General features: G+C 51.7%; 23 protein-coding genes, 1 tRNA gene and 7 pseudogenes. 20 read left to right on the plus strand and 11 right to left on the minus strand.

Annotated elements, in window-relative coordinates; all coding sequences use genetic code 11:
* The first annotated feature begins 505 nt into the window (after positions 1 to 505).
* Positions 506 to 673 (plus strand): hypothetical protein, encoded by a 168-nt coding sequence (locus tag GPOALKHO_RS01405; RefSeq protein ID WP_406702649.1) that lies wholly within the window; start codon positions 506 to 508, stop codon positions 671 to 673.
* Between the two features lie 934 nt (positions 674 to 1,607).
* On the opposite strand, the gene GPOALKHO_RS01410 is transcribed toward GPOALKHO_RS01405, so the two are convergent.
* The 4 genes and pseudogenes from GPOALKHO_RS01410 to GPOALKHO_RS01425 all read right to left on the minus strand — a co-directional run bounded on the left by GPOALKHO_RS01410 (position 1,608) and on the right by GPOALKHO_RS01425 (position 3,630).
* A tRNA-Pro gene (locus GPOALKHO_RS01410) sits at positions 1,608 to 1,684 on the minus strand.
* A 143-nt stretch (positions 1,685 to 1,827) separates the two neighbouring features.
* On the minus strand, positions 1,828 to 2,034 hold the full coding sequence (locus GPOALKHO_RS01415) for a hypothetical protein (RefSeq protein WP_406702650.1): 207 nt from the start codon (positions 2,032 to 2,034) through the stop codon (positions 1,828 to 1,830).
* Positions 2,035 to 2,566: 532 nt separating this feature from the next.
* Positions 2,567 to 3,397: pseudogene (locus GPOALKHO_RS01420) on the minus strand (DUF3413 domain-containing protein); the annotation flags it as partial.
* A 20-nt stretch (positions 3,398 to 3,417) separates the two neighbouring features.
* Positions 3,418 to 3,630, minus strand: coding sequence for a DUF1414 domain-containing protein (locus GPOALKHO_RS01425; protein WP_406702651.1), 213 nt, complete (start codon positions 3,628 to 3,630; stop codon positions 3,418 to 3,420).
* Between the two features lie 155 nt (positions 3,631 to 3,785).
* On the opposite strand from GPOALKHO_RS01425, the pseudogene GPOALKHO_RS01430 reads away from it, so the two are divergent.
* Positions 3,786 to 4,695 (plus strand): annotated as a pseudogene (locus tag GPOALKHO_RS01430) (nucleoid-associated protein); the annotation flags it as partial.
* 1,588 nt (positions 4,696 to 6,283) lie between these two features.
* Here the strand turns inward: GPOALKHO_RS01430 and rplY are convergent.
* Together rplY and GPOALKHO_RS01440 are read right to left on the minus strand one after the other, a co-directional pair.
* Complete coding sequence (rplY, locus tag GPOALKHO_RS01435; RefSeq protein WP_406702653.1) at positions 6,284 to 6,568, minus strand: 50S ribosomal protein L25; 285 nt, start codon at positions 6,566 to 6,568, stop codon at positions 6,284 to 6,286.
* An 832-nt stretch (positions 6,569 to 7,400) separates the two neighbouring features.
* Positions 7,401 to 7,568, minus strand: a complete 168-nt coding sequence (locus GPOALKHO_RS01440) for a hypothetical protein (RefSeq protein ID WP_406702655.1) — start codon at positions 7,566 to 7,568, stop codon at positions 7,401 to 7,403.
* Positions 7,569 to 7,611: 43 nt separating this feature from the next.
* On the opposite strand from GPOALKHO_RS01440, the gene GPOALKHO_RS01445 reads away from it, so the two are divergent.
* Both GPOALKHO_RS01445 and GPOALKHO_RS01450 read left to right on the plus strand, forming a co-directional pair.
* Complete coding sequence (locus GPOALKHO_RS01445; protein WP_406703310.1) at positions 7,612 to 8,016, plus strand: pseudouridine synthase; 405 nt, start codon at positions 7,612 to 7,614, stop codon at positions 8,014 to 8,016.
* A gap of 419 nt (positions 8,017 to 8,435) precedes the next feature.
* The gene (locus tag GPOALKHO_RS01450; RefSeq protein ID WP_406702656.1) at positions 8,436 to 8,573 is read left to right on the plus strand and encodes a hypothetical protein; all 138 of its coding nucleotides are present in this window, start codon (positions 8,436 to 8,438) and stop codon (positions 8,571 to 8,573) included.
* Between the two features lie 12 nt (positions 8,574 to 8,585).
* On the opposite strand, the gene GPOALKHO_RS01455 is transcribed toward GPOALKHO_RS01450, so the two are convergent.
* Positions 8,586 to 8,783, minus strand: coding sequence for a hypothetical protein (locus GPOALKHO_RS01455; protein ID WP_406702657.1), 198 nt, complete (start codon positions 8,781 to 8,783; stop codon positions 8,586 to 8,588).
* On the opposite strand from GPOALKHO_RS01455, the pseudogene GPOALKHO_RS01460 reads away from it, so the two are divergent.
* Together GPOALKHO_RS01460 and GPOALKHO_RS01465 are read left to right on the plus strand one after the other, a co-directional pair.
* A pseudogene (locus GPOALKHO_RS01460) lies at positions 8,700 to 8,876 on the plus strand (FTR1 family protein); the annotation flags it as partial. The gene GPOALKHO_RS01455 and the pseudogene GPOALKHO_RS01460 overlap by 84 nt on opposite strands.
* A 432-nt stretch (positions 8,877 to 9,308) precedes the next feature.
* Positions 9,309 to 9,762, plus strand: a pseudogene (locus GPOALKHO_RS01465) (imelysin family protein); the annotation flags it as partial.
* A gap of 526 nt (positions 9,763 to 10,288) precedes the next feature.
* Here the strand turns inward: GPOALKHO_RS01465 and GPOALKHO_RS01470 are convergent.
* The 3 genes and pseudogenes from GPOALKHO_RS01470 to GPOALKHO_RS01480 all read right to left on the minus strand — a co-directional run bounded on the left by GPOALKHO_RS01470 (position 10,289) and on the right by GPOALKHO_RS01480 (position 12,692).
* A pseudogene (locus GPOALKHO_RS01470) lies at positions 10,289 to 10,756 on the minus strand (NlpC/P60 family protein).
* Positions 10,757 to 12,196: 1,440 nt separating this feature from the next.
* Positions 12,197 to 12,403 carry a hypothetical protein gene (locus tag GPOALKHO_RS01475; RefSeq protein WP_406702658.1) on the minus strand — a complete coding sequence of 69 codons (207 nt, stop codon included), beginning with the start codon at positions 12,401 to 12,403 and terminating at the stop codon, positions 12,197 to 12,199.
* Positions 12,404 to 12,518: 115 nt separating this feature from the next.
* Positions 12,519 to 12,692, minus strand: coding sequence for a hypothetical protein (locus GPOALKHO_RS01480; protein ID WP_406702659.1), 174 nt, complete (start codon positions 12,690 to 12,692; stop codon positions 12,519 to 12,521).
* Positions 12,693 to 13,652: 960 nt separating this feature from the next.
* Between GPOALKHO_RS01480 and GPOALKHO_RS01485 the strand changes: the two genes are divergently transcribed.
* Positions 13,653 to 14,036, plus strand: coding sequence for a hypothetical protein (locus tag GPOALKHO_RS01485; RefSeq protein WP_406703518.1), 384 nt, complete (start codon positions 13,653 to 13,655; stop codon positions 14,034 to 14,036).
* A 236-nt stretch (positions 14,037 to 14,272) separates the two neighbouring features.
* On the plus strand, positions 14,273 to 14,413 hold the full coding sequence (locus GPOALKHO_RS01490) for a hypothetical protein (protein ID WP_406703519.1): 141 nt from the start codon (positions 14,273 to 14,275) through the stop codon (positions 14,411 to 14,413).
* Between the two features lie 223 nt (positions 14,414 to 14,636).
* Here the strand turns inward: GPOALKHO_RS01490 and nfo are convergent, their stop codons facing one another.
* Complete coding sequence (gene nfo, locus GPOALKHO_RS01495; protein ID WP_406702661.1) at positions 14,637 to 15,521, minus strand: deoxyribonuclease IV; 885 nt, start codon at positions 15,519 to 15,521, stop codon at positions 14,637 to 14,639.
* Between the two features lie 245 nt (positions 15,522 to 15,766).
* Between nfo and GPOALKHO_RS01500 the strand changes: the two genes are divergently transcribed.
* The 12 genes and pseudogenes from GPOALKHO_RS01500 to GPOALKHO_RS01555 all read left to right on the plus strand — a co-directional run bounded on the left by GPOALKHO_RS01500 (position 15,767) and on the right by GPOALKHO_RS01555 (position 25,599).
* Positions 15,767 to 15,955, plus strand: coding sequence for a hypothetical protein (locus GPOALKHO_RS01500; RefSeq protein WP_406702663.1), 189 nt, complete (start codon positions 15,767 to 15,769; stop codon positions 15,953 to 15,955).
* Complete coding sequence (locus GPOALKHO_RS01505) at positions 15,927 to 16,328, plus strand: hypothetical protein (RefSeq protein WP_406702664.1); 402 nt, start codon at positions 15,927 to 15,929, stop codon at positions 16,326 to 16,328. The genes GPOALKHO_RS01500 and GPOALKHO_RS01505 overlap by 29 nt, the downstream gene beginning before the upstream one ends.
* Before the next feature lie 234 nt (positions 16,329 to 16,562).
* Complete coding sequence (locus GPOALKHO_RS01510; protein ID WP_406702666.1) at positions 16,563 to 16,943, plus strand: hypothetical protein; 381 nt, start codon at positions 16,563 to 16,565, stop codon at positions 16,941 to 16,943.
* A 312-nt stretch (positions 16,944 to 17,255) separates the two neighbouring features.
* Positions 17,256 to 17,817 (plus strand): annotated as a pseudogene (locus tag GPOALKHO_RS01515) (iron chelate uptake ABC transporter family permease subunit).
* Position 17,818: 1 nt separating this feature from the next.
* A pseudogene (locus tag GPOALKHO_RS01520) lies at positions 17,819 to 18,497 on the plus strand (ATP-binding cassette domain-containing protein); the annotation flags it as partial.
* Between the two features lie 2,344 nt (positions 18,498 to 20,841).
* On the plus strand, positions 20,842 to 21,507 hold the full coding sequence (gene folE / locus GPOALKHO_RS01525) for a GTP cyclohydrolase I FolE (RefSeq protein WP_406702667.1): 666 nt from the start codon (positions 20,842 to 20,844) through the stop codon (positions 21,505 to 21,507).
* Positions 21,482 to 21,976 carry a hypothetical protein gene (locus tag GPOALKHO_RS01530; protein WP_406702668.1) on the plus strand — a complete coding sequence of 165 codons (495 nt, stop codon included), beginning with the start codon at positions 21,482 to 21,484 and terminating at the stop codon, positions 21,974 to 21,976. Before folE ends, GPOALKHO_RS01530 begins: the two co-directional genes overlap by 26 nt.
* Positions 21,977 to 22,040: 64 nt before the next feature.
* Entirely contained in the window at positions 22,041 to 22,256 is a 216-nt protein-coding gene (locus GPOALKHO_RS01535) for a hypothetical protein (RefSeq protein ID WP_406702669.1), read from the plus strand.
* Entirely contained in the window at positions 22,253 to 22,543 is a 291-nt protein-coding gene (locus GPOALKHO_RS01540; protein WP_406702670.1) for a hypothetical protein, read from the plus strand. Before GPOALKHO_RS01535 ends, GPOALKHO_RS01540 begins: the two co-directional genes overlap by 4 nt.
* Before the next feature lie 120 nt (positions 22,544 to 22,663).
* Entirely contained in the window at positions 22,664 to 22,828 is a 165-nt protein-coding gene (locus GPOALKHO_RS01545) for a hypothetical protein (RefSeq protein ID WP_406702671.1), read from the plus strand.
* A gap of 48 nt (positions 22,829 to 22,876) precedes the next feature.
* Positions 22,877 to 23,002, plus strand: coding sequence for a hypothetical protein (locus GPOALKHO_RS01550; RefSeq protein WP_406702673.1), 126 nt, complete (start codon positions 22,877 to 22,879; stop codon positions 23,000 to 23,002).
* A 2,438-nt stretch (positions 23,003 to 25,440) separates the two neighbouring features.
* Complete coding sequence (locus GPOALKHO_RS01555) at positions 25,441 to 25,599, plus strand: hypothetical protein (RefSeq protein ID WP_406702675.1); 159 nt, start codon at positions 25,441 to 25,443, stop codon at positions 25,597 to 25,599.
* The last annotated feature ends 153 nt before the right edge of the window (positions 25,600 to 25,752 follow it).

The following is a 25,752-nucleotide window of genomic DNA, read 5'->3' on the forward strand; positions in this document are numbered from 1 at the left end:
GGACACCGGCGTGCCTTTTACCAGCGGCCTATTGTGTCGCTAAATCGGATAGTTATAACTTTATCCGCTAGTGTGCGACCTATTGGGCGGGATGGGAGTCTGGTAAATGCCCTGACGACTTCCGGCATGGTGCTGGAAGATCAGGATCCGCAGTTTCAGAAAAATTATATCCCCGCATGCTGATCTGTCGCATGGCCAATGAGGATGGCTAACTAGAATATGACAGAACGGTGGTATTTCTTCTTTCTCGGTCTATATGACCAGCACTAATGTTGTCGTGTACGGAGGTGAAGTAGAATAAGTGGGATGAATATCAGAGTCATTTCGGTCATCTTAACGTCGACGCGTTGGCAACCGTGGTCGAGAATCAATTGCCGCGTGGCATGGAAGGTTTTATTGCTGCGGATCGTCTGGCGAAGGTCCGCTTCTGAGCCTGGAGGAAAGACAACGTATCTTGCGTACTCTGGTGGGGCAGGTTTAACGGTAAAGGTTCCCCTGATTTTTCGTGTGGGCGCTGTCAGTACCCGCCGATGCGGTTTATTTGGCGTACTATTACAAATTCCCCAAAGCGAAAATCATTGCCTATTGCCGCAAAGTGCTTTCTACGATTTTAATACCGGCCATTATCGCGGTGGAGCTTGATGCAGAAATTGCCGGCGTGTTAATTAACTGATGAGCAGAGCAGCTTCTCGGCGTGAAGCATACGTCGCACAATATTTATTCCCTGGAACGTATAGTGGCGCCTGGAGAAAGTGTTTTCAACGATTTTGATGAAATCCATTGTCGGTGTTATCTGCCTAGCGTCACCGCCACGATTGACACTACGATCAATTTACAGCCCGAGCGCTTTATCACCGTGCGCGATGTCTTTCGGCGGCTGACTTTATCTTGGCAATACCATTATGGCAAAAGATAGATGAATGACGCGGTAGCGTTTATGGTCGAATGTGAGATCTTTCAATCCGTAAATGCCTGGTGGGATGTCATTATGACCGATCTTGGACCGGTGCGAGCGCTCTTCACCTCTCTGATTCCAGCGCAAAAGGCGCTGGACGCCGCTCGATGATATCATCAGGGAGAATCTTGCCCATGACAAAGGATAGCTATGCTTTTAGCGCCCGCTCTACACTTAGTAATAAACGGCACTCAAGATTGTCGTCGAACTGATTAAGTCCACGTCAAACCCCCACGCCATCGCGCTGGCAGTGGCGATTGTGTGTGTTTATGGCGAACTGGTGGCCTTCGGCACACAACACCCACCACCATTGTTGCGGCTGCTGGCGTAGCGCAAAGCCTATACGGCGCGCATACTGCGGCGGAGTACGTGTCTGGTGTCAGAAAGGGTTCAGCGCGATTCTCTGGCTCTCTGCGCATTGAACAACGCGCGGCTATTACCGATGCCGCGCGGTATGCTCATTCGCCTGCAGGGTAGGTCGTGGGCGCCACTGGCATTAGCAGACTACCGATCGAGCAAGATATCGCGTTGACGGAGTATTGGGCTGAATGGTTCGGCTGGCAACAGCGAATAACCGTCACGCCACAGCGCCATAGCGACAGCCTTACATTAGGCAAAACCAATCACTTGTGATTTGGTTTTCGGTATAAATTGGTCGGCATGAGAGGATTCGAACCTCCGCCCCCCGACACCCCATGACGGTGCGCTACCAGGCTGCGCTACATGCCGAACTCATGGGCGCTTATAGTACCCGTTCCTGTTATGAATGCAATAGCTGACCATAACACAACTGCTTTAGTTTTAAACGGTCAGTTAGCAGTAAAGCGTTTTTCGTTGGTTAGTACCTGCAACAGCAGCGTCAGCTGATGTTTTTACTGCGGCAGCGCCTTGTCGTCAAAGGTGCGATAACTACCGTTATTGTCCTGCCATGGCGTTTTGTTTGCCGTGGTGATGGCCAACTGGTGTCTATCCACGCTCAGGACCCAATCGTTTCGGCGGCGCGGGGCGAAAAGATCCTCTCCCTGTGCATAGTCGCTGACGCGGTTGCTAACATGCGGCAGGCGCTGCATAAGTGTCACGGTCACGTTGTTATAGATTGGTGAATTTCGTCGTTGTGATTAGTGAATTTCTGGCTAATGTTCCACCAGTAGCACTTGCAACTTTGCGTGTGGTTGAAGCGAGCGCCGCTCTCGCGCCGCAACATTTGCGCCAGGCTATTATCCCAGGCCTTGCGCCCCTTAACTGATAGCGACGAGTGATATCCGGCGTATTCGCCAAGTCGGTGCTGACGCTGGTGCCGTTGAACGAAACATAAGAAAACCAGGGTGAGGTGCCGCTGTAGCCGTCTGCTGCCATTGTTTGGCGGTTTGCGCATCTCTCCGGCTGATGGGTTCATGGAGCGCAAAGCCGGCGAGTAACACCTGTCGGTAGAGCAGATCCGAAAACTGTCGAATGGGAGTAGGCTTGAGCTGATTACCCTGTTTGTTGAGAGCGTCTAAGAGCATCGAAGATTTACGCATCGCCAGAATCTCGTCCAGATAAGAAGCCGATAAGAAGCCGATAAGAAGCCGAAATGCCGTGAAACAGCCCGAATAACTCCGTACCAACCTGATTGCCAGTGCTAAAATGTTGTGTGAAGCGGATGTTTTGTTGGGTGAGGCGCTTAAATGGCCGGAATTTACTGGTCTAGGGCATCATTAGATAATAAGTAGATTAAGGCCGCTACTCTTGTTGTTAAAGCTTATTGGACTCAAGGAATACTCTACCACCACCGCTGCCTGGTTGCCCTGCTGGACCAGACACCGCTCGAAGTCCTGGGCGGATAGAATAGCGGAAAATTGGTGCGCTGCATTGTGATGGGGCGGTAAAAATTCGCATCGGCCCAAATATAAGCCACATGCGAGGCGCAAAAAGCGGCGATAAACAGAGCGCTATGGGTTTACCGATGCGATAGTGATTAAGTCTGCGTAGTTTTTGCCAGCTCCAAGTGCCAAACAGTATCTCTACCAGGAAGATTACCGGAATATCGATAAATACAAATTGCCAGTCGCGGGCCGACTTTGTCTGGTCCGTCACCAACCCCCAAACTATGTGGTTAAAATGCTGATGAAAACGGATGAAAACTTCGGTATCCACCAACAGCAGCGTCAATCCGGCGGTGGCGATAATGGCTGATAGAAAGCGCAATAGCCGCTGCGGCATTACCACGAAGGTGATGGGAAACACCACTAGCAGATACAGTGTGAAACCGAGAAAGCTGAAATGGCCGAGCCAGCTGGCGAACGCGTACAGCCGCCCCACCAACGAGCCGGGCCAATCTGCAATAAACAAATAGCGACTACCAAGCCCCAAGCTAAGCAGGATATTGAGAAGGGTGAACCAGTGACCCCAGCTGATCATTTGTGATACTTTGTCATGGTAGCGCTGACTATTTGTTACCATAGCCCTGTCTTGGCTTGTGCTTAATGCGTGTCTGGAAGCGGCACCGAAGCATACAGGGCATCGGTGAACGATTTTACCAGCGTGCCGTGCATCTCTGGCGCGACGCGGGTGCTAATCACATGAGTAACCGTATTTCCAAGAACCATCAGCACGAAATCGGTCGGCGTACAATGTTTCCAGTACCGCAAAAGGACTTCTATCTGTTCATCAATGTAACGGGATGCTTGTGACATAATATCATCTATGTGGCCTGTCAAAGTTCGACATTTTACCGTATCACCTCTCATTTTTCTGCACTTTTATCGTTTCTCACCCTTGTACAACGGAGTGGCAGCGGCGGAGCTATTCGGTGTTTGAATTCGCACTTGACCAGAATGGAGAATAGATTATGAGCTTTGATATTGACCAGATTGCTCTGCATCAAATGATTAAGCGCGATGAACAGACGCTGTAACTGGGTGCTGCGCGAATCACCGTTCGAGAGGTTTCGCCGGCGGTGTAAGACATGATAGCCGAACTGCACCGCATCTATAACACCTAAGAAAGCTTATGGTGTTTTACGTCGCAAAGCGAGCTGGCGGACGCGATACGCTTCAGCCGTAGGGAGAATAACGACTTTCTCGGCTTCAGCGTCGCTGCGACGGGGCGACTGCGCCATGAGTTGGCGAAATACCCTTTTGCCGAAGAAGGATTGTACTGTTTTGCCAATATTGTTATCTGGCGGTGGAGTGTCTCATTATTCTCGGAACCTGCCGCAGTACGCGGGTGAATGAACGGCTTGATGTCAGCAATCCCACTGGGAAATCCAGCCGGACTCGACACGCTATTTGGCGTTTTTGCAAGAGCGCGTCGGACGTAACGTCTTCGATTCTTTATTTTCTCGCGGCCGTCGAATGGTTGGATGCCAAGACACAAAACTGCGATCTGCTACAAGCGATGGATAATTATTGTGCCGAGACGCATTTCGATAACCACCAATGGCAAGATATTCGCCAGCAGGTACATGGTTTCTGTAAAGAAAAAGTTACAGGCCGGCGAAGAGATCGTGTTGGCGGCGCTTTCCGTGACTCTTTCGCCAGTGGGGAAAAGACTCCAGGTTTTCTCCAGTAAACAGGGCTATGTACTACTAGAGGAAACGTTCCCGGCCGATCACAGCACACTACGCCAGCTAACTAAATACCCCTACCCTGAATTTCGATGCACACTTGTTCGGCGAGCGTATATTCTGGGATGCCGCGACGGGTATCTTGACCATAAAAGGAACACCGCCGAATTTGCGCGACCAACTGACCCATCGGCGGGTAACTAACGCCACTAAACCTCAAAGCACCGCCCAATATTTGTGGTGTTGCCTCAGGCACCCAAGTCTCTACTTACCTCTTTCTGGCGAGTACGTTTTTGTTGCAATGTCGACTGACGCCATGCTTTTTTCTGAAAAAATAACATTAGCCAAGTCCTGGAAACTATTATACTGATCCTTTATTGTTGCATGATTGCCAGAATCTTATTCTCCTATTCATATAATATTACGCCAAGTGTTCCGCGCTTTATTCTCTGAATGAAGAATAGTAAATATAACGGGAGGTTTATGATGTCCGTATCATCTGGCACAACCTATTCGGTAAATAACGATAATAATAACAATATTTGCCGAAAACTGCAGAGACCGGGTTTTACTTCTAAATCCGGAAACCTGCTTACATTCCTGTCACTTCTCTACTAAACCTGTGTCATTGACAATTTACATCCTGCGGTAGCCCATGTAGCATAGGTTAAACCGCACTGACTCTTAATGGATCACCACTGGCTGAAAATAGCCAATAAATCCTATGAGCTATTGATTGTTGCCAAACGGATGTGTAAACAGGTCGAATATCTTTTGAGGCCCCGGTTGATAAATACGATCTCAATTAAGCAGGAAAGGCACACTTACGTAAAATGAAAATGCCGTCAAAGAGGCGTGAAATGCCTACCAGTCGTTTCTATACGCTTGTCAGTTCGGAAATGCCAGACATTATTGAGAAAAATCAGTAAGACCTATGCGTCACAGCAAGAGCAGGCATTCATAGCTCACTATGTTATGCCCTGTAAGAAGAAGGCCAAACTCGAGGCTCAAAAAAATCAACTCATTCCTCATACCCCTATTGTAGTCGGCGGAAGCGCCGCCGGCGCCGTGAGGTATGAGGAGGTGCGTACTATTTGTTGAGCAAAAGCACATCATCGCGCCCACCGACGTGGCCACTGAAACGCAATAGGTTAACGGTGACGCCGATATCTCCCTGGAAGAAGAAGATATTGCGCAGACATAGCTGAGTGGAGGGCTATGGAAATACCAGCGGAAGCGGTTATACAAGCGAGGCGGATGAGGTCATGGCATCGGCAGCACTAGGGGATATCCAAGCCGATGCTGGTTAGTTCCTGGAGTTAGCAGGAAGTACAGTTATAGAGGCCGGCACGAGATAGTCGCGGAAGCCTTGGAGAAGTTACTGTTGGAAATCTTGAGATTAGCGCCGAAGAGGCAAGGGCGTGGTCGGGGCCGGTTGTTGCTATTGCCGCGGTGGCGGCCTATGAAACGGTTAAAGAAATGGGCGCAGCCATCGTCGAGGCATTGGCCGAATCGGCGGCGGAACCGTTAGGAGAGGCGATGCAAGAAGCGGTGGTTCGGTACTCAAATCGGCGGCCGCGGCCATAATGTAGAGGCGACGGTGGATAAAATATGAACGCCAAGATAGAAAGCGGGTTGGCGAACAAACTTTAAAACCGCTGCAAATGCGCTAGATACAACACTGATAATCGTGGCAGGCTCATGTGGTCCCGGCGATGCGCACAGCGGTCGGTTGTCACGGCCGGAGCCCAGAATGCGGCGTTTTCTCACGAGGTATTCGCTTAAGCGCGAACGAAATCGATATGAGTCAGTTTTGGTTTGAACGGATGACGCTGCACCGCCTGTACCTTCACTTTGCTTTCTTTACCGTCGATGACTAGGGTTAGAACGTCAGTGTAAAAACCTTCTTTAGTCTGGGTGTTCAAAACGATGTTATGATCCAGCTCGATGGCAACCGGTGCTTCAGTACTGCCGTAAACGATGGCCGGGAACTTGTTCGCGAGACGCACTCGGCGGCTCGAACCCTTACCCTGGTCTTTGCGAATTTCAGCGTTAATAGTTAACATAATTTTTCTCAAAACCTGGAATTGAACCTACTAAAGGCGACCCAACAGTAGGCAGGATAGGCGTGCTTGTGAGTTGTCGGGCAGAATTCTACCGAAATTACTGGAGCTGGGCAAACAAAACCCGGTCAGTAGCGTAATTCATGAGCGCGGCGGAAGCGGCCATAGTAGTCTAAGACCTTATGCGCACTTGCTAAAAGTAGCCGCGCCAGGGCGGCGACGACAAAATCCGGCGCCAGGGTTTATCCGTCTCCGCCTCGATATCCCTCGCGCCAGGCAAAAGGCATTCCGCAGCGCGGAGGCTAAGGGCACATCCTGGCCCGCGCACAGCGACATGCCGCTACAGCGCAGCGTATCTTTCAAACGCAGTGCAGCCTTAAGCATATCGTCTGGGTCTAGCAAAATTCGCTAGCAATGATGGCAGTAGCGGGCGGCGATATCGTTCTTGGCGTTGCAACTGGAACACAGTTTGAAACGAAAACGATAATCGCACTGCTGGCGTGCACCGCTTTCGTCCTCGAGCCGGTTGTTTGCTCAACAACAGATTGGCGAAACTGCAGATGGGACAGAAGACCTGGACCGATTGGCTCCCTGCAGCTGGTTTGTCTGCCCGACTTCCGGAATAGAGATCGTGTCCATTCCCGGAATAATCCAGGATCATGTGCTCGGTTTTATCGGAATAAAGGTGAAAGCCATAGCCGACGTCTGTTGATATAGACTTACCTATTCCGTTGGGCGCAGGATGGCGATAACGGCAACATGCGGTGCATCGGTGATCGCGCTCGGCGGCCGGATGAAATTTCGCCGGCGTGCTCGACGGTCGTGACAAAGATCATCATTCCCGTCTAGCGGCGCCGTAATCGCGGATCTGCGCGACAATCAGCGGCGTGATGCGGCGCTGGCGCTGCATCACGCCGCTGAGGTCGACCGCGGGATAATCTCTCAGCGCGTTGGAGCTGCTGAAATCATAAGAGCGCGCCGGCATATCCAATTCTGGCGACACATCAGATAGCCATGTTTTACCATGTCTCGCATGGAATAAGTAAATACATACTCATGGCATAAACAGCAACGGCTGTTCCGCAAACGATCCCGATCATCCCACTCTCTTGTATTTCATTAATGAACCGGTGCCGGATAAGCCGCACGTCGCCGGCCGGCTGGACATTGATACGACCGGTCTGGTGTTGCTAACCGATGATGAGCGATGGTTGCACTGGACAACATCACCGCGAAAGCTGCCTACTCGTCCCGTCCTTTTGGAAGCGCTTTCGCTACAGTGGGTTCGTCTGACCTTCAGCGGGGAGGCTATCACCACTAAACGCATGTTCACCGCGCTCGACAATTGGGCGATAGCGCTGCATCGCGAGCGAATCGGCGCCATTGTGCTGGATGCGCATCTTCGGCCGGGAGTAGATCGCGCCGACAGCCAAAAAAGATCGCTAGTGTAGGCCTGTCGACGGATTGAATCATTAACACATAGAATCAGGCTGAAAAAGGAATATGGAGAGTGGATACCGAACGTAAAACATATCGGTATTGTGGTCATACTGGAACTGTTGTTCATGCTAATCGCTCGCTGTCGCTCGTCATGATCGTGGCACCTTTTCTGGCACCGATGATCGGCGGCCGCCTTTGCCGTCATTTCCGCTCTTTCCTTACTTTCATAGTTGGTGGATCACCTTGTTTTCTTCTTTAGCAAAGATAGTCAATATCGTTCTTATTAATATTTATTTGAAATGGTCTGCGCCCTGGAGGCAAATGAGGATAAATGATGTTTGTGCCATTTCTTATCATGTTCATGGAAGGGCTTGAAGCAGTGCTGATTGTTAGTCGCGGGAAAACCTGACGCGATCAGTGGTTGATAGGGGTGTGGCTCGCTGCCATCACCGCGGCGCTGTTGTGTCTGGCGCTGGGGCTGGCGATTAACGCCACCACCGGTGAATTTCCGCAAAAGGAACAGGGGCTGTTCATGGCATTGAAGCGGCTATCGCCTTCGCCGCATTAGACTTAGCTTGTACTATGGATGCAAAATGTCCCATTCGGTGAAAAAATCAATTGGAAATAGCAGTGGACCAGGCACTGGCGTAATCCCGGCGTCAAGGATGGGCGCGGACATCACGGCGCCGATGCCGTCGCCGGCCTTTTCAAATGGATCAGCGTGTTTATTTTGTTTGTCGCCGCCTGGCTTGTCGCTGGTTCGATCCGCTCGTGCCATAAAGCCGGATTATGGAACGGCTATCAATTAATCGCCTTTGATTGGAGTCAGGTGCTCTCGACGCATACGCTATTCGATACGCTTTTGGAAGGTTTTTAGACTATCGGGAAACGCCGACGGCGAGGTGGCGGTATATTTGCTTTCCTGGTACCGGCACTAATTTTCCGGTACGCCTTGACGGTAACGTTCGCCAAATAAAAAATTTTTCATCAGCTGCAAAACATCGGGATAATGTTATGCGTTACCCTGGCGATATTTTGATCGTCGCCCGGCACCGGTGATGCTGTTCTCTCTGCCGGTATTCACGACAGACGGCTTGCCCGCGTGAGCGACGGATATTCCAGAAGTCAAGATCACCATCAATAACAAACAATATGGAAGGGGTGATGGTGGTGGAGGATCACGAAAATATCGCGCCGGGCTTACCCAAAAAATAACCGCCAACCTGGAGCTGAGGGTATGACATGACCTGCGGACTGTTAAGTAATTCCAGCGGCACGAAATCTACCGGCTTCCGCTGGCTGAAAAACGCTATTCGCCGATAAAACCACCGACGCGATGACGCCATTCGCCGATAATCTTTACCGCGATGTGCTGGAGTTACAAAAACTCATCAGTGCACTGACTTTCTGTCTCAGTAAAATCGTCGGCGGGGCCCACCGGCTTGATTGAAGAAGTGGTTTCTAGCAAAATCAGCGGTGAAGAGGAATGCCATAGCCGCACCGACCTGTGAAACTTCCAGGTCAATATCGACGGAAAATTGTCAATCTGCTGCGCCCGCTGTTGACAAAAGCCAACGCGCCGTTACTGAGTAAAATTGACGGCAATTTCAGTAAAGTCGACACGGTGCTGACAGAATGTCGTGCGGCGCAATGTTTCGAACCCAATGAAAACTGACCGAAACCGATCGCAATGCGTTGAAAGGGCCGATCACCAACTGGCGGAAGATCTTGCGCAGTCGCGTGGCGCGCCAGGTATCATGACATGTGGTCGCTGGAGATTTTCAACAATCGTTACCGGGGTAGTCAGCACTAGCGTCGGTGGCCGCGGAAGGTTTTGTCTTTACAGTGGTTTCGGGGCAGGTCGAGGCCCAGAACTAACGCGATGCCCGCGCCTGTCTTCCTTAACTGGTAAAACTGTTTTACCGGTGTGCCCAGCGGCAAATTTGACACACCTGGCTAACATCCTGGTCCGTCGGGGTAAACGTACGTTTTTGCGTTCCGTGCTGGCGGTGACCCAACGGCGAATTATTCTGTTTAGCCCTGTGAATAATGTCGGTCAGGCGGCGAGTTTGGCTTATTCAGACGGAAGAGGGGTAACACAGTATTCCTGGTAACAATCACAAAACAATTAAACTACAGGGTGGTGATATGGTCAATAAGTAAAGTATTAATTGACAGTCATTAATTGAATTGCAAATATCGCATTCAATTATTTTTATTCATTAATTCATCGCAGGAATGATCAAGGATATGGGTAGCTAGGATATTCAATAAATAACTAAATTAACCTTGTGTGCCGTTGGGGAGGACTCGGCGGATTTCTCGATAGCTGGCCTTTCAGTGATTTTTCATTCAGGCTAGATAATACACCGCTGCTGGTGGACGCATGAACAAATTGATCGTTACCCAGATAAATACCTACATGGCGGCCCGTTGAACCGACGCCTAGCATAAAGGGTGGCAGGTCAAGGCCAAACTGTTCACGGAGAGTCATCTATACGAAGCCAGAGTAATCAATGTCGCGTTCAGTACTGTCGCCCAGGCAGTGGCGCACGCCTTTCCAATCGGCATATTGATCCATCATTTTGAATTTAATATCCACTAACCATTTCTTCAAATTCATCCTGAGAAGCCTTCAGTAAGAAATGGTTTAAATCGTTTACTGCACGTATGTCAACGGTTTGTTTCGGAGCATGAGAAGTACTGCAGGTGGATAGCATGGCCGCAACCGTCACTGTGGGTGAGCCACAGAACATATTTTAATGTAGGCTAAGATTTGACCATTGCATGTGTTATTTCTTGAAGTCCTTAACTACAATGTCGTTATAAAATGCCAGTGCAGCACGTGTTCTAATTGACTAGATTTCGTTCATTAATTGTGTGATATTACTCACACAATCGTTGCAAAGACCGAAAATAACGGATAGGACGTCGAGCGGGTTCAAGGTTACCGTAATGAACAAAGGAAAGCGGGGATTCTTAGCCGTTTATTACTTTTAATCATGTAATTACTTGTTAGCGTGAAGAGAATAACGTGAAATAATCGGCAGGATTTGGCGAAAGCAGCGCCGACACAGAGCAGCGGCACGTATGGTTGCATTTATAGGGGCACGGCGTTTCGCCGGGTTGCTTGTTGGCGCGAATAGCGGCAAATAATATTTTCTTATCCGTGCGGCTGGCGGAGGCCCGCTGAACTTCGCCGCGTTCGGAAGGTAGCGTCAACCCGCTTTACCAGCGCATCACAACCGCCGCCGGGTAGCCACAGCTACAAGCCCACAAGAGCAATGGACAGTGAACCGACCGCCACATCGGTGAACCGGTGTGCGCCGGTAAGGATCCTAGGTGTCGAGAAGGGAGGTTAGAATCAGTACGCCCAGCAAAATCTCTTACGGCCAAAGAGGCGCAGCATGAAGATGGCGAAAATCATCAGCAGCATGCCGTGATTGCGCGCGAAGCTATGGCTCAAATATTCTTTGGTTGGGATTTACGATGCTGAGGACACCGGGTATTGCCTTGAAATAGTGCGACGAACTGATATGCGTCACCGGTACCAGATGGCCTAACTGGTTGAGCAGCATGGCGGTAATGACCATGGCCAGGCCATGGTTAGCATGAGGCGGCAAAAGGCGCGGTTGTTGGTAACAGCGCCAGCTGCCCCTTGGCGACTGTGGCAAGGTTTCGGTGTACAGATCATTACCCAGCGGTTTATCCGCTGACTTCACTCACCTGCAGCACCCCTTTAACATTCTACCGGCACCGGCGCGCCCATTCCAACAGCCCAAGGTGTCGTTCGCGCTAGCGCGGCGCCACACTGCCAGCGTCCTAGTCTGCGTTGGCATAGGTTTCTTGCTTGCTGGCGATAATAATATCGGTCTCGGCCAACTGATCGCTGCCGTGCCGTAAATGTTAACACAGCGGTCGAGAATGCACTGTGGCAGTTTTTTGTGTACTGTTCATCGCGATTTGTCGTGTACGATGTTTTAGGGTGTGGTTGGCAAAACACGTCGCAATTGCCCGGCGTAGTCACCCGCGTCCGCTCCCTCGATAACTCGCAGAGTGGTGCTTGTTCGTTGATCATCAATTTCTCGACCGCTGGCGCGCAGCATATCATGCAGTCGCTGATCATGCAGTCGCTGATATGGATGGAAGCCAAACGAATGACCACCGTTCAGTATTCGCAGCTTCATTTCTTTAATGGGCCACATCGTTGACCAACTTGGGCGCCCGCTCGCTCCCACTGCTGGCATCCGGGACAAAGTGATCTTTAATCACCCATTGAGTGAAGGGCTCAGAGGCGATTGCGCATAGATCGCGCACGCCGAGCATCGCCACCACGTCCGCCAGCGAGGAGGTGCTGGCAGCTGATACGATCCACCATGGTGGCCGGGAAGAACGCATGATCGGCTATCCAGCGCCCCAGCGCCCCAGCGCCCGCATCCCGCGTTTGTGCTAATTCCAATACCAACGCGCGCACCGCCTGGCCGTTCTGAGGATGTGTCGCAGGGGAAAAGCGTTAAAGGCACCAGGCCGCGGCAAAGCGGATGTTAAGCGCTTCCATCAGAATGTCTGACACCGCGCGAGGCGCGTGTGGCGCTGTCAGATCCGCAATCATCCTTGGGTGGGTGCGGTCGAGTTGACTACTGTCCGGTTCAATACAATAGCCTTTCTCGGTAATGATCAGTGACACGATAGCTACCTACGGCTCGGCCAGCTTTTCCAGCAGATCGTCGTACCCTGCTCGACAACGACCCGCGAGTCGCATACAGCGCCTATCACTCGCGCCTCCGTCGGGGTCACTAACCAAGTACGGTGTACAACAGATCGGTGCTGTACAGGATAATCTCGTATATCCCCCAATCGCCGCCGTGCCGATTAAGCACCAGGTCTGTCATCACTCCTTGGTTGGCACAGTGAAACGCATCAAAACCAATATGGACGATTTTGTAGCCCGGTTACTGCATTTGTTCCAGTGGCGGCACTGAGACGATAGTTTGGCATAGGGTCTCTTTAGTGGGGCGCTCCCTGCGACGGCGGGGACGGGGCGAAAGTGACTTTTTATTAACAAAGTAAGCATGAACAGTTAATGCGGCAAGCCGGACAATCTAAAACCACTCAATCTGTCAGGATAACGACGGCGTCTTTCGCCAAAGTTAACCGTGTGGCGTGGCAGGCCAATGTACAGCGAAGGGCACGAATCGCGAGCGCAAGCCCTTGCGCTATGGCTACATAGCGCGATTGACCGACGCGTTGTACTAAGCGGCGAACCGCGTTTATCTCATGCATCGCGGTTCACCGGCGTGGTAGAGTTAACCGATGCGATCCGGTTCGATGCGATCCGGTTAATCGGCGCGTCCTATGTAGCGGCGTTCCGTCACGTGGATCCGAATACGCTCGCCGCTATTTTGGCACATGCGGAAGCTCCTGTACTGCCCTGCGCGGTATCGACGATACCCAGTCCACGGTCTGCGGTAGCTCCAGCGCCAGCACTGCACCATCCCATCGGCAGCACTTGCATGCTGGGAATGCCGCCATCAGGGATAAGCGGAGTGAGGATGAAAACACGTTTGATCCGGAAGTGTATTGTCCAGGTCCGCGACCATCTATTTTGAACAGCATTGCTTGATGCGGACGAGAAAGCGGGCTTCAGTTGGTCAACGATGACCCTGATACTGAAGTGGGTACTGGTGGCGAAGGGGCCGAGGATACGACGCTGGGCGGCAAGATTGCTTTTCAGAGAACGATAATGAACGCCGCCAACAACCCTGACGTCTTTTTGCAGCGCGCCCGTGCGCAGGCTGCGCCGTATCAGGTATCGCAATCATCGACCGCAGCATTTCTCCTTCCTCATGGCGTCGCCGCCCAGTCTAAAGTGGGTCGTGGCGGTGAAGACTGGTCCATCGGCGTTGCGCATACCTCAAAAACGCGGCTGGTGGGCAGAGCTCGCAACCCGCGGGTCGGTCGGCGCTGGCAATGCTATCACACAAGAGGAGGTACAGGAGGCGGATCCGGTGATTGTGGCGGCGGATATTGAAGTGAATCCCGCTAAATTCGCCGGCAAACCCATGTACCACACCAGAAAACAACCCAAATGTCAACAGTGGCGAAAACCCAGGTCTTCCAGACTGCGGACAGAGAGTAGCCGTCCAGCGCCGGTGCGGGTTTTATCGGTGGCATTATCGCTGGTTTCCTGGTGGCTATGTTTGTTGCCAAGCTTCAAAATATGGCGGCGCTGCAGTCCATTCTTATCATTCCGTTTATCGCGACTTGATGACTGGCTATATCATCGCGATTGCCGCCGGTACTCTGTTGCTTGGCGTGCTGTACAGTCTACTGAAACGCTCTGACGTAGAGGTGGCGCTGTCCTGCCTTCGCCATCCCAATGCCGGGGAAGCGAAAGCGCGCTGGTGAGATAAAATGCCCAGCGGGCCTCCACCAGGTACCATCAGTACCCTCCCGACATTAAGAGGCGAGTGGGCGCAAACGTCCTGACGCACCGGGCGAAGGGCGTTGACCCTCCGCCTGCCAGCGCATCTTCGCCAGCGAAGACAGTGACGCTTAAAACCTCCTAACTGCGTGGCGTGATAGGACGCATTACGGCCTCAAGATTATCCCGCCAGCCACTTCTTGGCGCTTAGCTTTCAACCGGTGTTGCGGCAGTGTTGCCGTCGGTGCTCAATGCTTTCAGCCAGGCGATTTCCTGCTTCCAGATATTCGCATCCACCGTTTCCAGAATCATCGGAATGCCGTCAAAGCGTTTATCGGCCATGATCCAAGAAAAGGCGGTTTTTCCTATTTTGCCCAGGCCGAGGCTGTGGTGGCGATCGACACGGATACCGCGGTCGGTTTTGGCATCGTTAAGGTGCATCCCGCGCAAATAGTGAAAGCCAACGATATCGGCGAACGCCTTAAAGGTGTCGGCGCAGGCCGAGGTCGTGCGCAGATCATAACCGGCGGCAAAGGCGTGGCAGGTATCGATGCAGACGCCGACACGGTTTTTATCGTCGACGCGATCGATAATCGTCGCCAGTTGCTCAAAACGAAAGCCCAAGTTGCTACCCTGGCCGGCGGTGTTTTCTATGACGGCGGTAACTCCTTGGGTTTGCTCCAGTGCTAGATTAATAGAATTGGCGATGAGCGTGAGACATTCATCTTCCGCAATCTGGTGCAAATGGCTACCGGGATGGAAATTAAGCAGGCTGAGTCCCAGCTGCTCACAGCGCTTCATTTCATCGATGAAGGCTTCGCGCGATTTTTCAAGCCCTTCGCGCGTTGGATGGCCGAGATTAATCAGGTAGCTGTCATGGGGGAGGATCTGGCAGGAAGCATAGCCATAGTGCTCGCAGGCGTCGCGGAAATTATTGATAGTCTCGGTGGTCAGCGTCGCCGCTTTCCATTGCCGCTGGTTTTTAGTGAAAAGTGCGAACGCTGTCGCATTCAGGTCGTGGGCGCGCGCCACTGCCCGATCGACACCTCCTGCTGCGCTAACATGCGCGCCGATAAACTTGTTTTCGCTCATCCTGGCTAGGCTCCCCAATTAAAGTGATGAAGAGAGGAAAGAAATGATTATGGTTTGTTATCTCGTTAATTTGTAAAATGTTTGCTGACTAAAGCTATGGCCATATTACCCTGCGCCATCTAGACCACCTAGGCCTCACAGATATTATCGTTGTCGCAGTCGGCGATGAGTGTGGCGCTGATCGAAACAGCAGTTAAAAGTAAAATTGTTTGACCGCATGGGCAAACGGCTAGTGCCCAATTAGCATGGCAATTGCTTATCCACGCGCCGTTGCGCTGCTGGAGCAGGTGGGAGAGACAAGCGTACTGTTCTCCCATGGCAATGACGCGTTACGGCTGTTTGCCAGCAGTACCATCGATAATTATATTTTAATTGATTGCCAATTACTCGCGCGCGGTGCCAGACATGCCGCTGTTATTGCAAGCGGGCAATAGCCGGGAGGTAATAAACACCGTTGCGGATTTCCACGTCGATATGCGGCTGATTGAAGGACCAAGCTACCGCCCAGGTCCGGTGGCCCGTCCGGCGCAACAACGAACTGGTGTTTGCCGTCTCAAACCACCCGATCACGTGGCGCTAGCACCCGCGATATGCGGTACGTCACGGATTGAGTATTGGCTGCCTGTCGCGCCGATGGTGGCAGAGGCACTGGCGCTCGGACCCTGGCGTCGCTGCTTTATCGCACGTTGTATGTGGTGTGCCATCGATAGGAACACTTCTTCCAATACCCTGCAGCGGTTTATCGACTATTGTCGGCACACCGCCGGCACTGATGCCCGCTACCGCCTCTTTACCCAGATGGGGTAAAAGGTGAGCCATGTCTCCTTTATAGCGATAATCAACTGCAACGGCGCGGTGCAGCTGTGTAAAAACGCCGAATTTGTCATATGACGCTTATAATTAAGCGTACATTATCAATATGTCTTATAATTCAATTAGTTGGTGAGCAGCTGGGATTATTTTCCACAATCCCGCCTCGATTTTTGCAGAGACCCGTCAAACGCTACACAATATAACCGCTTTTGCGGCCTGTGCTGCAAATTGAAGGCGCGCTATTTGAGCATGATCGCCATCGGCGACATTATCATCGGCACCGGCCTCTTTGTTATCTTCGCAACCATATCCCTGTCTGGGCCGGGTGCACGCTGCTTTCGTATGCATTTATTTGATGGTGTATTCCTGATGAGCAGTCTCGGCGGGTTTGAGGTGTTTCCACTAGGGGCCGGCGCTAGCGTTTATTTTGTATCTGCTGATTATGCTTGGGAAAAACTATCAGGCACTTTGGTACAATCCATTGATTATAATGGATTTATCTCGACTTATATCGGTATCCCGCTGTTTCCGCTTATTTGGTTGGGCTGCCGTTGGCGCAGTAGCAGTCGGCTGGTTCGTTATGAAGACATGACATTTTTCGATAGCTGAGACAACCAGTAATTGCGCGCTGTCAGCACGGTCTGGATGTGAGTTGCGCCGCGGCGCTACCGCTATCCGGTAAAGGCTTAATATTTTTTATAAAGTTTATCATTTGCCTTATCGTTAACGTCTAATGGCCACCGCCCCATCCTGACCTCGCGCCTTTCCAGCTGCGAGACGGTGTGCGTTGTATCCGACATTTGCCCTGACGCCGCTAATAGCGGCCCGCGCCGACACGACAGCTAAATCAGCCTTTCAGATAGAGCGATGTGTATAATCTCCGAATCGATGTCAGCGGTGTAAAACATTTCGCAAACCGCCATGATAGGGCAGTATCGGCATCTTTTTCGCCGGCGCCTACTGCTGAAAGCGCTGGTAGCGGTAATGCGCTTGCATGCTGGTGACTTCATCTTGGGCCCGTCTGGCTGGGCCAAATGTCTTATTGAAAACGCTGCTTCATCTTCAGTTGGTGGGCGGTGGTGCGCGGGTGATCATCTTGGATATCCATCTGCCGTATGCGTTGATGGCGATTGCTGAGGCCTGCCACTGGGACTGGCCGGCGCGGAAATGCAGACTATCCTCAATAATCCTCTCGCCTGCCCCTTTACTTTTAGCTCGTCATCAGCATCCTGTCAGCGCTGGCGGTGGCGTTCGTCGTGTCCATCGGTTTTATCGGACTGGCGGCGCCCCATATTGCACGACTGATGTTCGGTGAAGATCACCGCTTTTATCTGCCTCGCCAGCGTGCTACTGGTAGTGCTGGTTTTGCCGATGACGTCAAGTAGCATCTAAAAATATCGTGTCGGACACGCTGATTCCCGTCAGTATCATGATCTCGCTGCGGGGTGCCTTCTTTTACTTATCATTATTGCGCCACCAGTAGAATGTGTGATCACGAGACTGCGTATCGCCGGCTTTGTGCCGGTTATCCGAAACGTCGGGTGTCGACCATCTCGATGCTTCCTGCTCGCCGCGCGATTAAGTCAGCGTGCTTTAGGGTCTAACGGCTGCGATAAATCCACACTGCTGCGATCACTAGGCGGTTGAATTCGGCTCGCGACCGAAGGTGGTGTATCTGCCTCAAAGCCTGCTCGCCGGCGTCCATTTGTAAGTGCTGGAATCGGTCATGTGGTGCAGCACGCCTCCGGCGGCCGTGCCTACCAATCTGATGAACACGAGGTCATGGCCTTGCTGGCACGATTGGGCATCGCGCATTTAGCTCTCCACTATCTGAAAGCTTTATGGCGACCAGAAGCAATTTGTGGGATTGGCGCAATCGCTGATACGCCAGCCAGCGCCGTTGTTGCTCGACGAACCATCAATTAATGTTATGTCGCTTATCGGTAGCGAAACCCAGCGGCGGAATATGGTCACTCTGATGGTGGTTCGTGATATCAATATCGCGCTGCGCCACGGTCAGCATGCACTGATGCTGCGTAATGGCCGCTTGTTGGCGGATGGTGCGCCTGACGGGTGATTCTCCCGCCAGCCTTGCCACAACGTGTAGGGCGTATCGAACGTCGTTCACAATGGCGGCCGCAGGTGTTGATGGACGATTTGGTCAATCCACTGATCTGGACTTACATCTATTACGGTTTTACTCCGCCGTCTTTCCTTTGCAGTAAGGCGATGGCGCCAAAGGCCCGTTATAACGGCGTGTTGTTTTTGAGAGTACTATCGCCTATCGCGCTGGCGTTGAGGCTCGGCACCTCCCTTTACGGTGCTTGCCCCCTTTATCTGGCAAACTGTACTTCCCTCCACTACCGCCAGAGACTTTTAAGCGTAAGCGCTATGGTGTCGTGGATCCGTCGCGTTTTACACCAATCGCGCAATCGCTAAACGCGCCGCAAAATCACTAGGCGCAACCGCTTTCCATTAAAGCAAATAGTTATGATAAAATTATTTTTATATAAAAGTGTTTTCTTACAAATAGTTCATGCAATTAAGGCAAGGTGGTAACACCGTAAGAAAGTTTTGTTATGCGTAACAGAGCCACGTCCCGCTCCATGCTACTGTCGATGGAGACCTTATCGCTGGCCGGCGCAGCCTAGAGGGATGTCTCTGGCGGTGTGGGCGCCAAGTACACGCTGTCCTGATGGACGACAAACGCGTCGACATCTGCGGCACACGCCCCAATAGAGATGTCCCGGTATTGAACAAGGCTGGCTGTTCCTGTTGGCGATGATTGTCTGATGTCCTCATTTTGGCAGGGTGATTAATATCATCATCAGTAAGGTCGGCAAGTCCTAGCAAACCTCCGTGCGTAGCGAGGTATTATGGCAATAATACCACGGAGACATTTGCCAATCCAATCTTTGTACTGCCTTGGCCGCTGATTGATGGTTTGATGGGGATCACGCTTACCGGTCAACTAGCGCCGTGACGAGGATCACATTATCGAAGGGTACAATGGCCAGCGTATGAAAGTGGTGGCGTCACCTTTACACTGACACCGGACGACGCCAACAAGTTTAGCGATGCGTGCTATGCGCTCAACAACTAGGCACTCACGCATTACGGTAACAATGATGGCGGTATGACCACCAGTTATTGCAGCGGAAGGAAACCCGCGATCCGCCTCGGAAAATGGAAATGGATAACACTCCGCTGAATATCTATAATGCGTTCTATTTTCCAATCATGCCCTCAGAGCCGGCGCGCAATTTCGTCCGAAACCCTAAGGCCTCTGACCGGGAATTGAACTGCTGGAGCTTGGCGCTGTCCGCTGAAGGATGCATAGCTGACGACCCAGGACTTTGCCCTAACCATCGGCTTGCACATCAATCGTGACGAAAATTACGGTAGCCACTGGACGCCTTGGCTGTATGGCGCCTGGTGACCGAAACATGGACGCTGAAAGGCGGCGTCTCTGGCGGTTACCGATCGCCGGAGTTGCGTCAGGCTGTGGTGGAATGGGGACAGAGCAACGGTGAAATCTGAAACCGGGAAAAGCTTCAATTAGGAAATCGCGCTGTCATGAAATAACCACAGCTATTTAAATGCCGGCGTCACGGTGTTGAATACCGATTACCGCAATAAAATCACCGAAGTATGCAGTTGCACCAATCCCAGTGGCACGGCCCCGGCGCCTGCGCCACTGGCGGCGCTAACTATAGAAACCGAACAGCAGAGAGGCGAATTCAGCGGTCAGCCGTTAAAAACATATGATTAACGCCACACTGAATTGACAAGCCACTCCTAATATCGCCAGGTGGGTGATGCAATAGCTGCAACTACAGGCGGAGGCGTATACCTGCTGGACAAGCGCATGGATTTATATCACCTATGGTCGCGTACTGGACAGTGGACGCTACCTATTCGGCGTCAATATGGACTTTGATCGGCAGTGCTGGGAGCGTGGCGCGGAAAAGGGAGAGCCAGTAGGTAAACCAGCAGTGCGATGGCTCGATGGCCCGCCGCTCGCGCCCGGTGCTTCCCCTTCCTTCCACCGGAAGGAGCGCCTCTTGCAGATGGCGGCACAGCGCTTTCCCAGCAGCGCCTTTGGCCAATTATAGCTGGTATTTGACGCCGCTAGCGCCGCCGGCGCGCACTCGGCACCTCATCCGACACCGGTTGTCCGCCGGCCGCCACCTGGCGCTGATGTTGTGGGCGGCTAGGTCTCGGGGGTCTTGCTGATAATTTTAGCTTGCCAGGTATCAGTGGCTTCATTAGCTGTCCGCTGTATCCACCTGATTGACCAGGCGCCTTGAACCGGCATTGCTGACATCGATGCGAGCGTTGGTCGTTTCCAGCATATTGGTGTGGCGCCAATAATAGCAGACTCAGTTGTTCAGATTCAGCTATTATGAAACACATTCACTGGATTATCCCCGCGCACTCGACTAGAGTGTTGCCCATTCCGTGGTAAACCCCGCGGGAGCGAATTGCCTCCTGGAGAAGAATAAATATGGTAATGCTGACAAGAGAGGCCTCGCAGGTGCGCGAAGCTTTACTGGCCAGAGGACTCGAAACACCGCTGCGGAGCGAGGTTCTGGACAACGAAGTGCGTAAACGTCTTATCGCCGAGCACATGACGGCCATTATGACGCTGTTTAACCTCGACTTGACCGATGATAGCCTGGCGGAAACGCCGCATCGCATCGCCAAGATGTATGTAGATGAGGTGTTCGCCGGCCTGGATTACGCCAATTTCCCCAAAATCACGGTAATCGAAAACAAGATGAAAGTGGATGAAATGGTCACGGTGCGTGATATTATACTGACCAGCACCTGTGAGCATCACTTCGTGATTATCGACGGCAAAGCGACGGTCTCGTATATTCCCAAACACTGCGTCATTGGGCTGTCGAAAATCAATCGTATCGTGCAGTTCTTCGCCCAACGGCCGCAGGTGCAGGAGCGGCTGACGCAGCAAATCCTTCAAGCGCTGCAAACACTGCTCGGCACCAATAACGTGGCGGTCTCCATTGACGCCGTGCATTATTGCGTCAAAGCGCGGGGAATTCGCGACACTACCAGCACCACCACTACCACATCGCTTGGCGGACTATTTAAATCCAGTCAAAATACCAGACAGGAATTTTTGCGTGCTGTCACGCATCATAACGGTTAATCTGTTGTTAACCCTCAATTACGATGTCGCTGGCGGCGTATGGCAGAAGAGATTAACCGTGCGGCAGCGCATCGCGATGCTGGATTGCGTGCGGGATTGCCATTTTGGGCATCCTGCTGATGAACATCACCGCCTTTATGGCTGCCGAAGCGGCTTACCTCAACTCCGCTTATGCCGGGCAGTATTACTCTCACGGCGAAACTTGAACCTGGGCCATCTTAGATATGGTAACTCGGGGGAATTCCTCACCTTGTTTGCCCTCTTGTTTGGTGGTGGGTTGGTGCTGTTGTTTCTGCACGGCACGCGCTGGATCCGTGCGCGGCTATTCTGGTTAATTGTTTGGTCTCCTTCGGATTACGGCCTGGGTAGGGCCACTGTGTTTTGGACTGATTCGCCAGGCGCTAAGCGAAATGTGATCGACACCGGTATTGTACTGTATCTATTGGGGGTCGTGTTACTGATGTACTGATGGTTTTTCAGCCATCGCTGAGCTCTCAGCTTCTGGCCGCTCTGGCTACACGGTATTGCTAACCGTGTCTATGAACATTCTGGCAAACCGTCGCGACCCGGGAGCCTGGCGTGAGCGGATCAACCCGCTGCACGGCAGTCTTCTGGCAATGGCGTCACAAATGGCTATCAGTTGGTCGGTGCAATGCTTGATTGGCGCGGTGCTAATGCGTAACGGTTGGTTGGATGGCTACGGCGCGCCACGCATTATCGACGAATGGCGCTGTGGGTTATCCTCATGAGTCTGATTATTAATCTGACAGCGGTGGTAGACAAGTGGCAATTGGGCTGGGATCATCACTGGTGCGGCTTTCTGTCGCAGATACAGTTTAGTGCACTGTTTCAGGTGTTTGGCTGTGTCGCCCTGTTGTATGGATTCTGGCCGCGCTTGGCTGGTGAATATGACGGTACCGCCCTGTGGTTAAGACATTTTCGTCAGGGGACCACGGAGAGCGTATGGCGTTATTTAACGCAATTGACAGGCGGCGCGCCGTTGCGGCAGGTGCTGGAGCAGGAGTGTCGCCCGTGAGCGCACCACCGACTTGCGTCAAATCGAGTCGCTATTAGGCGCCACGTCGTATAGCCTGATTATTCTCGATGTAGGTTTGCCGGACGGCGATTAGATGATCCCGGTAGAAAAATTTCGCCGATGGGGAATGACGTACCGGTATTGATACTAATCGCACGCGATGAGATTGATGAGCGGGTACGCAGCCTGGATTTTGGCGCAGATGATTATCTCATTAAACTTTTGCGTCAAGTGAATTGCTTGTTGCTCTCGCCCAAGCTATTATTTGCCGCGATCATGGCGTAAGCTCCAACGTTATCAGGGTTGACACGCTTTCGTTGGCTTTAACCAACCATGAGTCACCGTGACGGCAAATCGGTGAGTCTGGCCACAAAAGAGTTCGCGATCTTGTTCCTGCTCATGCAGTTGGCATGGCACCATATTCGTCGTGAAATTTTGCATAAGGATTTGTTCTGTTAGAATGTTGATCCCTCCTCCGAGTTGGAGGAGGGATCAACATTGTTCTGGACCGTTGTAGGTAACCTACAATTCGCACTTTAACGTCTCAGGAATAACACGCCCTAATTATTCTTGATAATTATCCTGAAGATTAGATCGTTTCATCGCACCAAACGAATAATCTCACAAAATACTGTGAAACGGGTCGCTATTTGCTAACGTAGTTTCCTTTTCCAAATCACGGCGCATGGCGAGAAGAGAGGTCGTGCAGTTGAATGAAGATGCCGTCTTATCTCGTACGTTAACGCGACGTCAGTGCTATTAATTTTATTGATTTTAAACAATAATTTATGATATAGGCTCTGAAAAACGGCTCAGAGCAATGGGTCCTCTTTCATTTCTTTCTCTTTGGCCAGCGATTCCATTATGAGGGGTGAAAATACGGAAAAATTCCGGGTAACGTAAGCGCCGATGAATTCCGCCAATAACGGCACTTTGTGGACTTCAACGATGCCAGTATAGGTGAGTTGTACGCGGTACGACGGATAGTCTAATCAATTAGTTGCGTGTCTAATACACGCTGGCGCGATACGCGATAGTGGTGTCGTCGGTAAACGACTGCAGCGCAGCGGGAGAGGGGCGCCAGCCTCCCGGGGGGTATCGGTCTCGTTATAGCTTGAGGTGATGCCGCGTTCGGCGCGAACGCACGCGGCGGATAAGGACACACTCGCCAGCAGCATTTTGCGGCCAACTCCGCGGGGTTGAATGGCCGTACCCACGGCCACCGCTAGCAGCGTATTTATGGTGTCCGACGGGGCACATCACCGTGCGGGAGGCGCTCACTGGCGGGCAGCTAGATTGGGCAATTTCTCCTTTGTGACGGCTACGTCAGAGGCCATCCCGGCGGTTCATTTCACGCCGTTGTCTAAGATCAGCGCGGGCATTGCTCTTTGCAACGAAAGTCAGTTGCGCCCTATAGGGTTCGACGTGCCAATTGATTTCCTTTGAGGGTGGGGCGATATTGCCCAGCAACGACCAATAAACCTGTGCTTTGGCGAAAATCTGACTTACACAGAGAGGTAATTACAGTCAGAGACGCTTAGGCAGAGACGGCGTGGACGATAAGTGCGAATCCAGTGCTACGACCAGATAGGCAAGTGCCAGAAAAGTCGGATCCAGATTCTCCTAGTGTTGTTCCGCATCGAATAAGCGAGTTAACAGATTATCCCAGACGTATTTGAGATAACTGGCAAGTATCGCCAGCGGATTGTTGGCTGCACGCTAGTGATTGGAGGTCAGCGCAAGCCCTTCCATTATCGCCATAGCGATACCACGCGCTCGGCGATGGAGACATAGGAGACATATATCGCCTGTGCTAAAGAAATAATTTGCAGCGGTAAAATAACGGGGTATTGGCCAAGGCTTGGAACAGTAAGTACGATTTGTCGTCCGAAAAGGAGTAGCGTTAGTTGACGTGTAACACGCCGGGAATGAACGTCTCTCCATGGCCGCAGTAAGCGGGAACCTCGCTCAGCGGGAACGAAAAACGGAGAAATAAAGTCGAAACCAAACACGTGGATCGATAAGGAGTAATCACAATATCATCATTGATTGAATGAATAACAATAACGACAATCGTTGTTAGTACGCTAAGCCATAACTACTTTATTGACCGAGTTAAAAGCGCAAAGAAAGATAATTCAATTCTCGCCATGCTTTTGATCAATAATGAATGCCAAATAAGGTCTTGGGTTTAATCTGCGTTGCAGTGAAGGTTCAAACCAAATGATGAACGTAATCCAAAACTGTAAAGAGGCCGTTTGGATCAGTGATGTGTGATGGAAGTTGTTTAGCCCATAATGATTTAGCCTATGATGATTCGGCTTCATCGTGCTCCAGGAGTATTTCTGGCTGGCTGGATAGCGATAATGACCACGCGATGACAGTGTAAGACCTGTGCCGAACGCGCGGCTGGCGGCGCCGACGTCGGTAGTGTCGCTCGTGAAAGCGGTCGTATCACTGACGCCAGACCCACTTGATATCTCGACGACGATGCAGAGAATCTCGCCGTTGCGCCTTCAGCTGGGCGGTGCTACGCCAGACGATGCCCCGGCAAAACAGCCCTAGGCTTAACTGCGTTGCCAACATCAACACCGAAGATAATCACTGGCGGCGTATGGGTTAATAACAGCCCGGTCAATAACGGGTTGACGGCAGCACTCAGACTACTTGCATGCCATAATAACTGCCTTTAAGGTGTAGCGGGGCGATAAAATCGACAAACATGTATTCTGCGGAAATGATAAGTTTTCCCAAAGAAAATACGGCAACAGCTAGCACAAAAGTGGCAATATGCGCTGTGCGAAAATAATTCCGCCAGGAATAGTAGAAAAACACCGCTGAGCGCGGTGCGCGTCATGTGGTGACTTACCAGGTATTGCAATGTCACGACAATGATCGTGTTGTGCGGCAAAATGATCCCATACGACTTTATAGGAAAAATCGGGATTGAAGGCAATCATCAGGCATTGGGAAATACAGCTGGTGAACTGACTGCCCACTATGCTATAAAAGGTACTGTCAAGGGTAAACCAGATGAGCCGCCGATCCTGGCGTAAATGGTTAGGGTTTGACGGAAATTAGGTGTCTAGCGCTCCGTGGGTCCGCTGGTCGTCACTGTGCGCCACCGGCGGCCCGAAACCATCCTTGCCTTCCCAATAGTAAGGTGGCCAACAGACTCAATATGCTGGCCAATAAAGGGTGGTTGTGTG

It is taken from the genome of Sodalis sp. (in: enterobacteria) (assembly GCF_036327475.1).
Lineage (GTDB): Bacteria > Pseudomonadota > Gammaproteobacteria > Enterobacterales > Enterobacteriaceae.

Bases quoted from the DNA above. Each gene is read 5' to 3' on its own strand.
- GPOALKHO_RS01425 (WP_406702651.1), bottom strand. From the start codon at position 3,630: ATGTCACAAGCATCCCGTTACATTGATGAACAGATAGAAGTCCTTTTG.
- rplY (WP_406702653.1), bottom strand. From the start codon at position 6,568: ATGTTAACTATTAACGCTGAAATTCGCAAAGACCAGGGTAAGGGTTCG.
- GPOALKHO_RS01455 (WP_406702657.1), bottom strand. From the start codon at position 8,783: ATGGCACGAGCGGATCGAACCAGCGACAAGCCAGGCGGCGACAAACAA.
- GPOALKHO_RS01475 (WP_406702658.1), bottom strand. From the start codon at position 12,403: ATGCGTTCTTCCCGGCCACCATGGTGGATCGTATCAGCTGCCAGCACC.
- GPOALKHO_RS01490 (WP_406703519.1), top strand. From the start codon at position 14,273: ATGACTGGCTATATCATCGCGATTGCCGCCGGTACTCTGTTGCTTGGC.
- nfo (WP_406702661.1), bottom strand. From the start codon at position 15,521: ATGAGCGAAAACAAGTTTATCGGCGCGCATGTTAGCGCAGCAGGAGGT.
- GPOALKHO_RS01500 (WP_406702663.1), top strand. From the start codon at position 15,767: ATGGCAATTGCTTATCCACGCGCCGTTGCGCTGCTGGAGCAGGTGGGA.
- GPOALKHO_RS01505 (WP_406702664.1), top strand. From the start codon at position 15,927: ATGCCGCTGTTATTGCAAGCGGGCAATAGCCGGGAGGTAATAAACACC.
- folE (WP_406702667.1), top strand. From the start codon at position 20,842: ATGGTAATGCTGACAAGAGAGGCCTCGCAGGTGCGCGAAGCTTTACTG.
- GPOALKHO_RS01540 (WP_406702670.1), top strand. From the start codon at position 22,253: ATGAGTCTGATTATTAATCTGACAGCGGTGGTAGACAAGTGGCAATTG.
- GPOALKHO_RS01545 (WP_406702671.1), top strand. From the start codon at position 22,664: ATGGGGAATGACGTACCGGTATTGATACTAATCGCACGCGATGAGATT.
- GPOALKHO_RS01550 (WP_406702673.1), top strand. From the start codon at position 22,877: ATGAGTCACCGTGACGGCAAATCGGTGAGTCTGGCCACAAAAGAGTTC.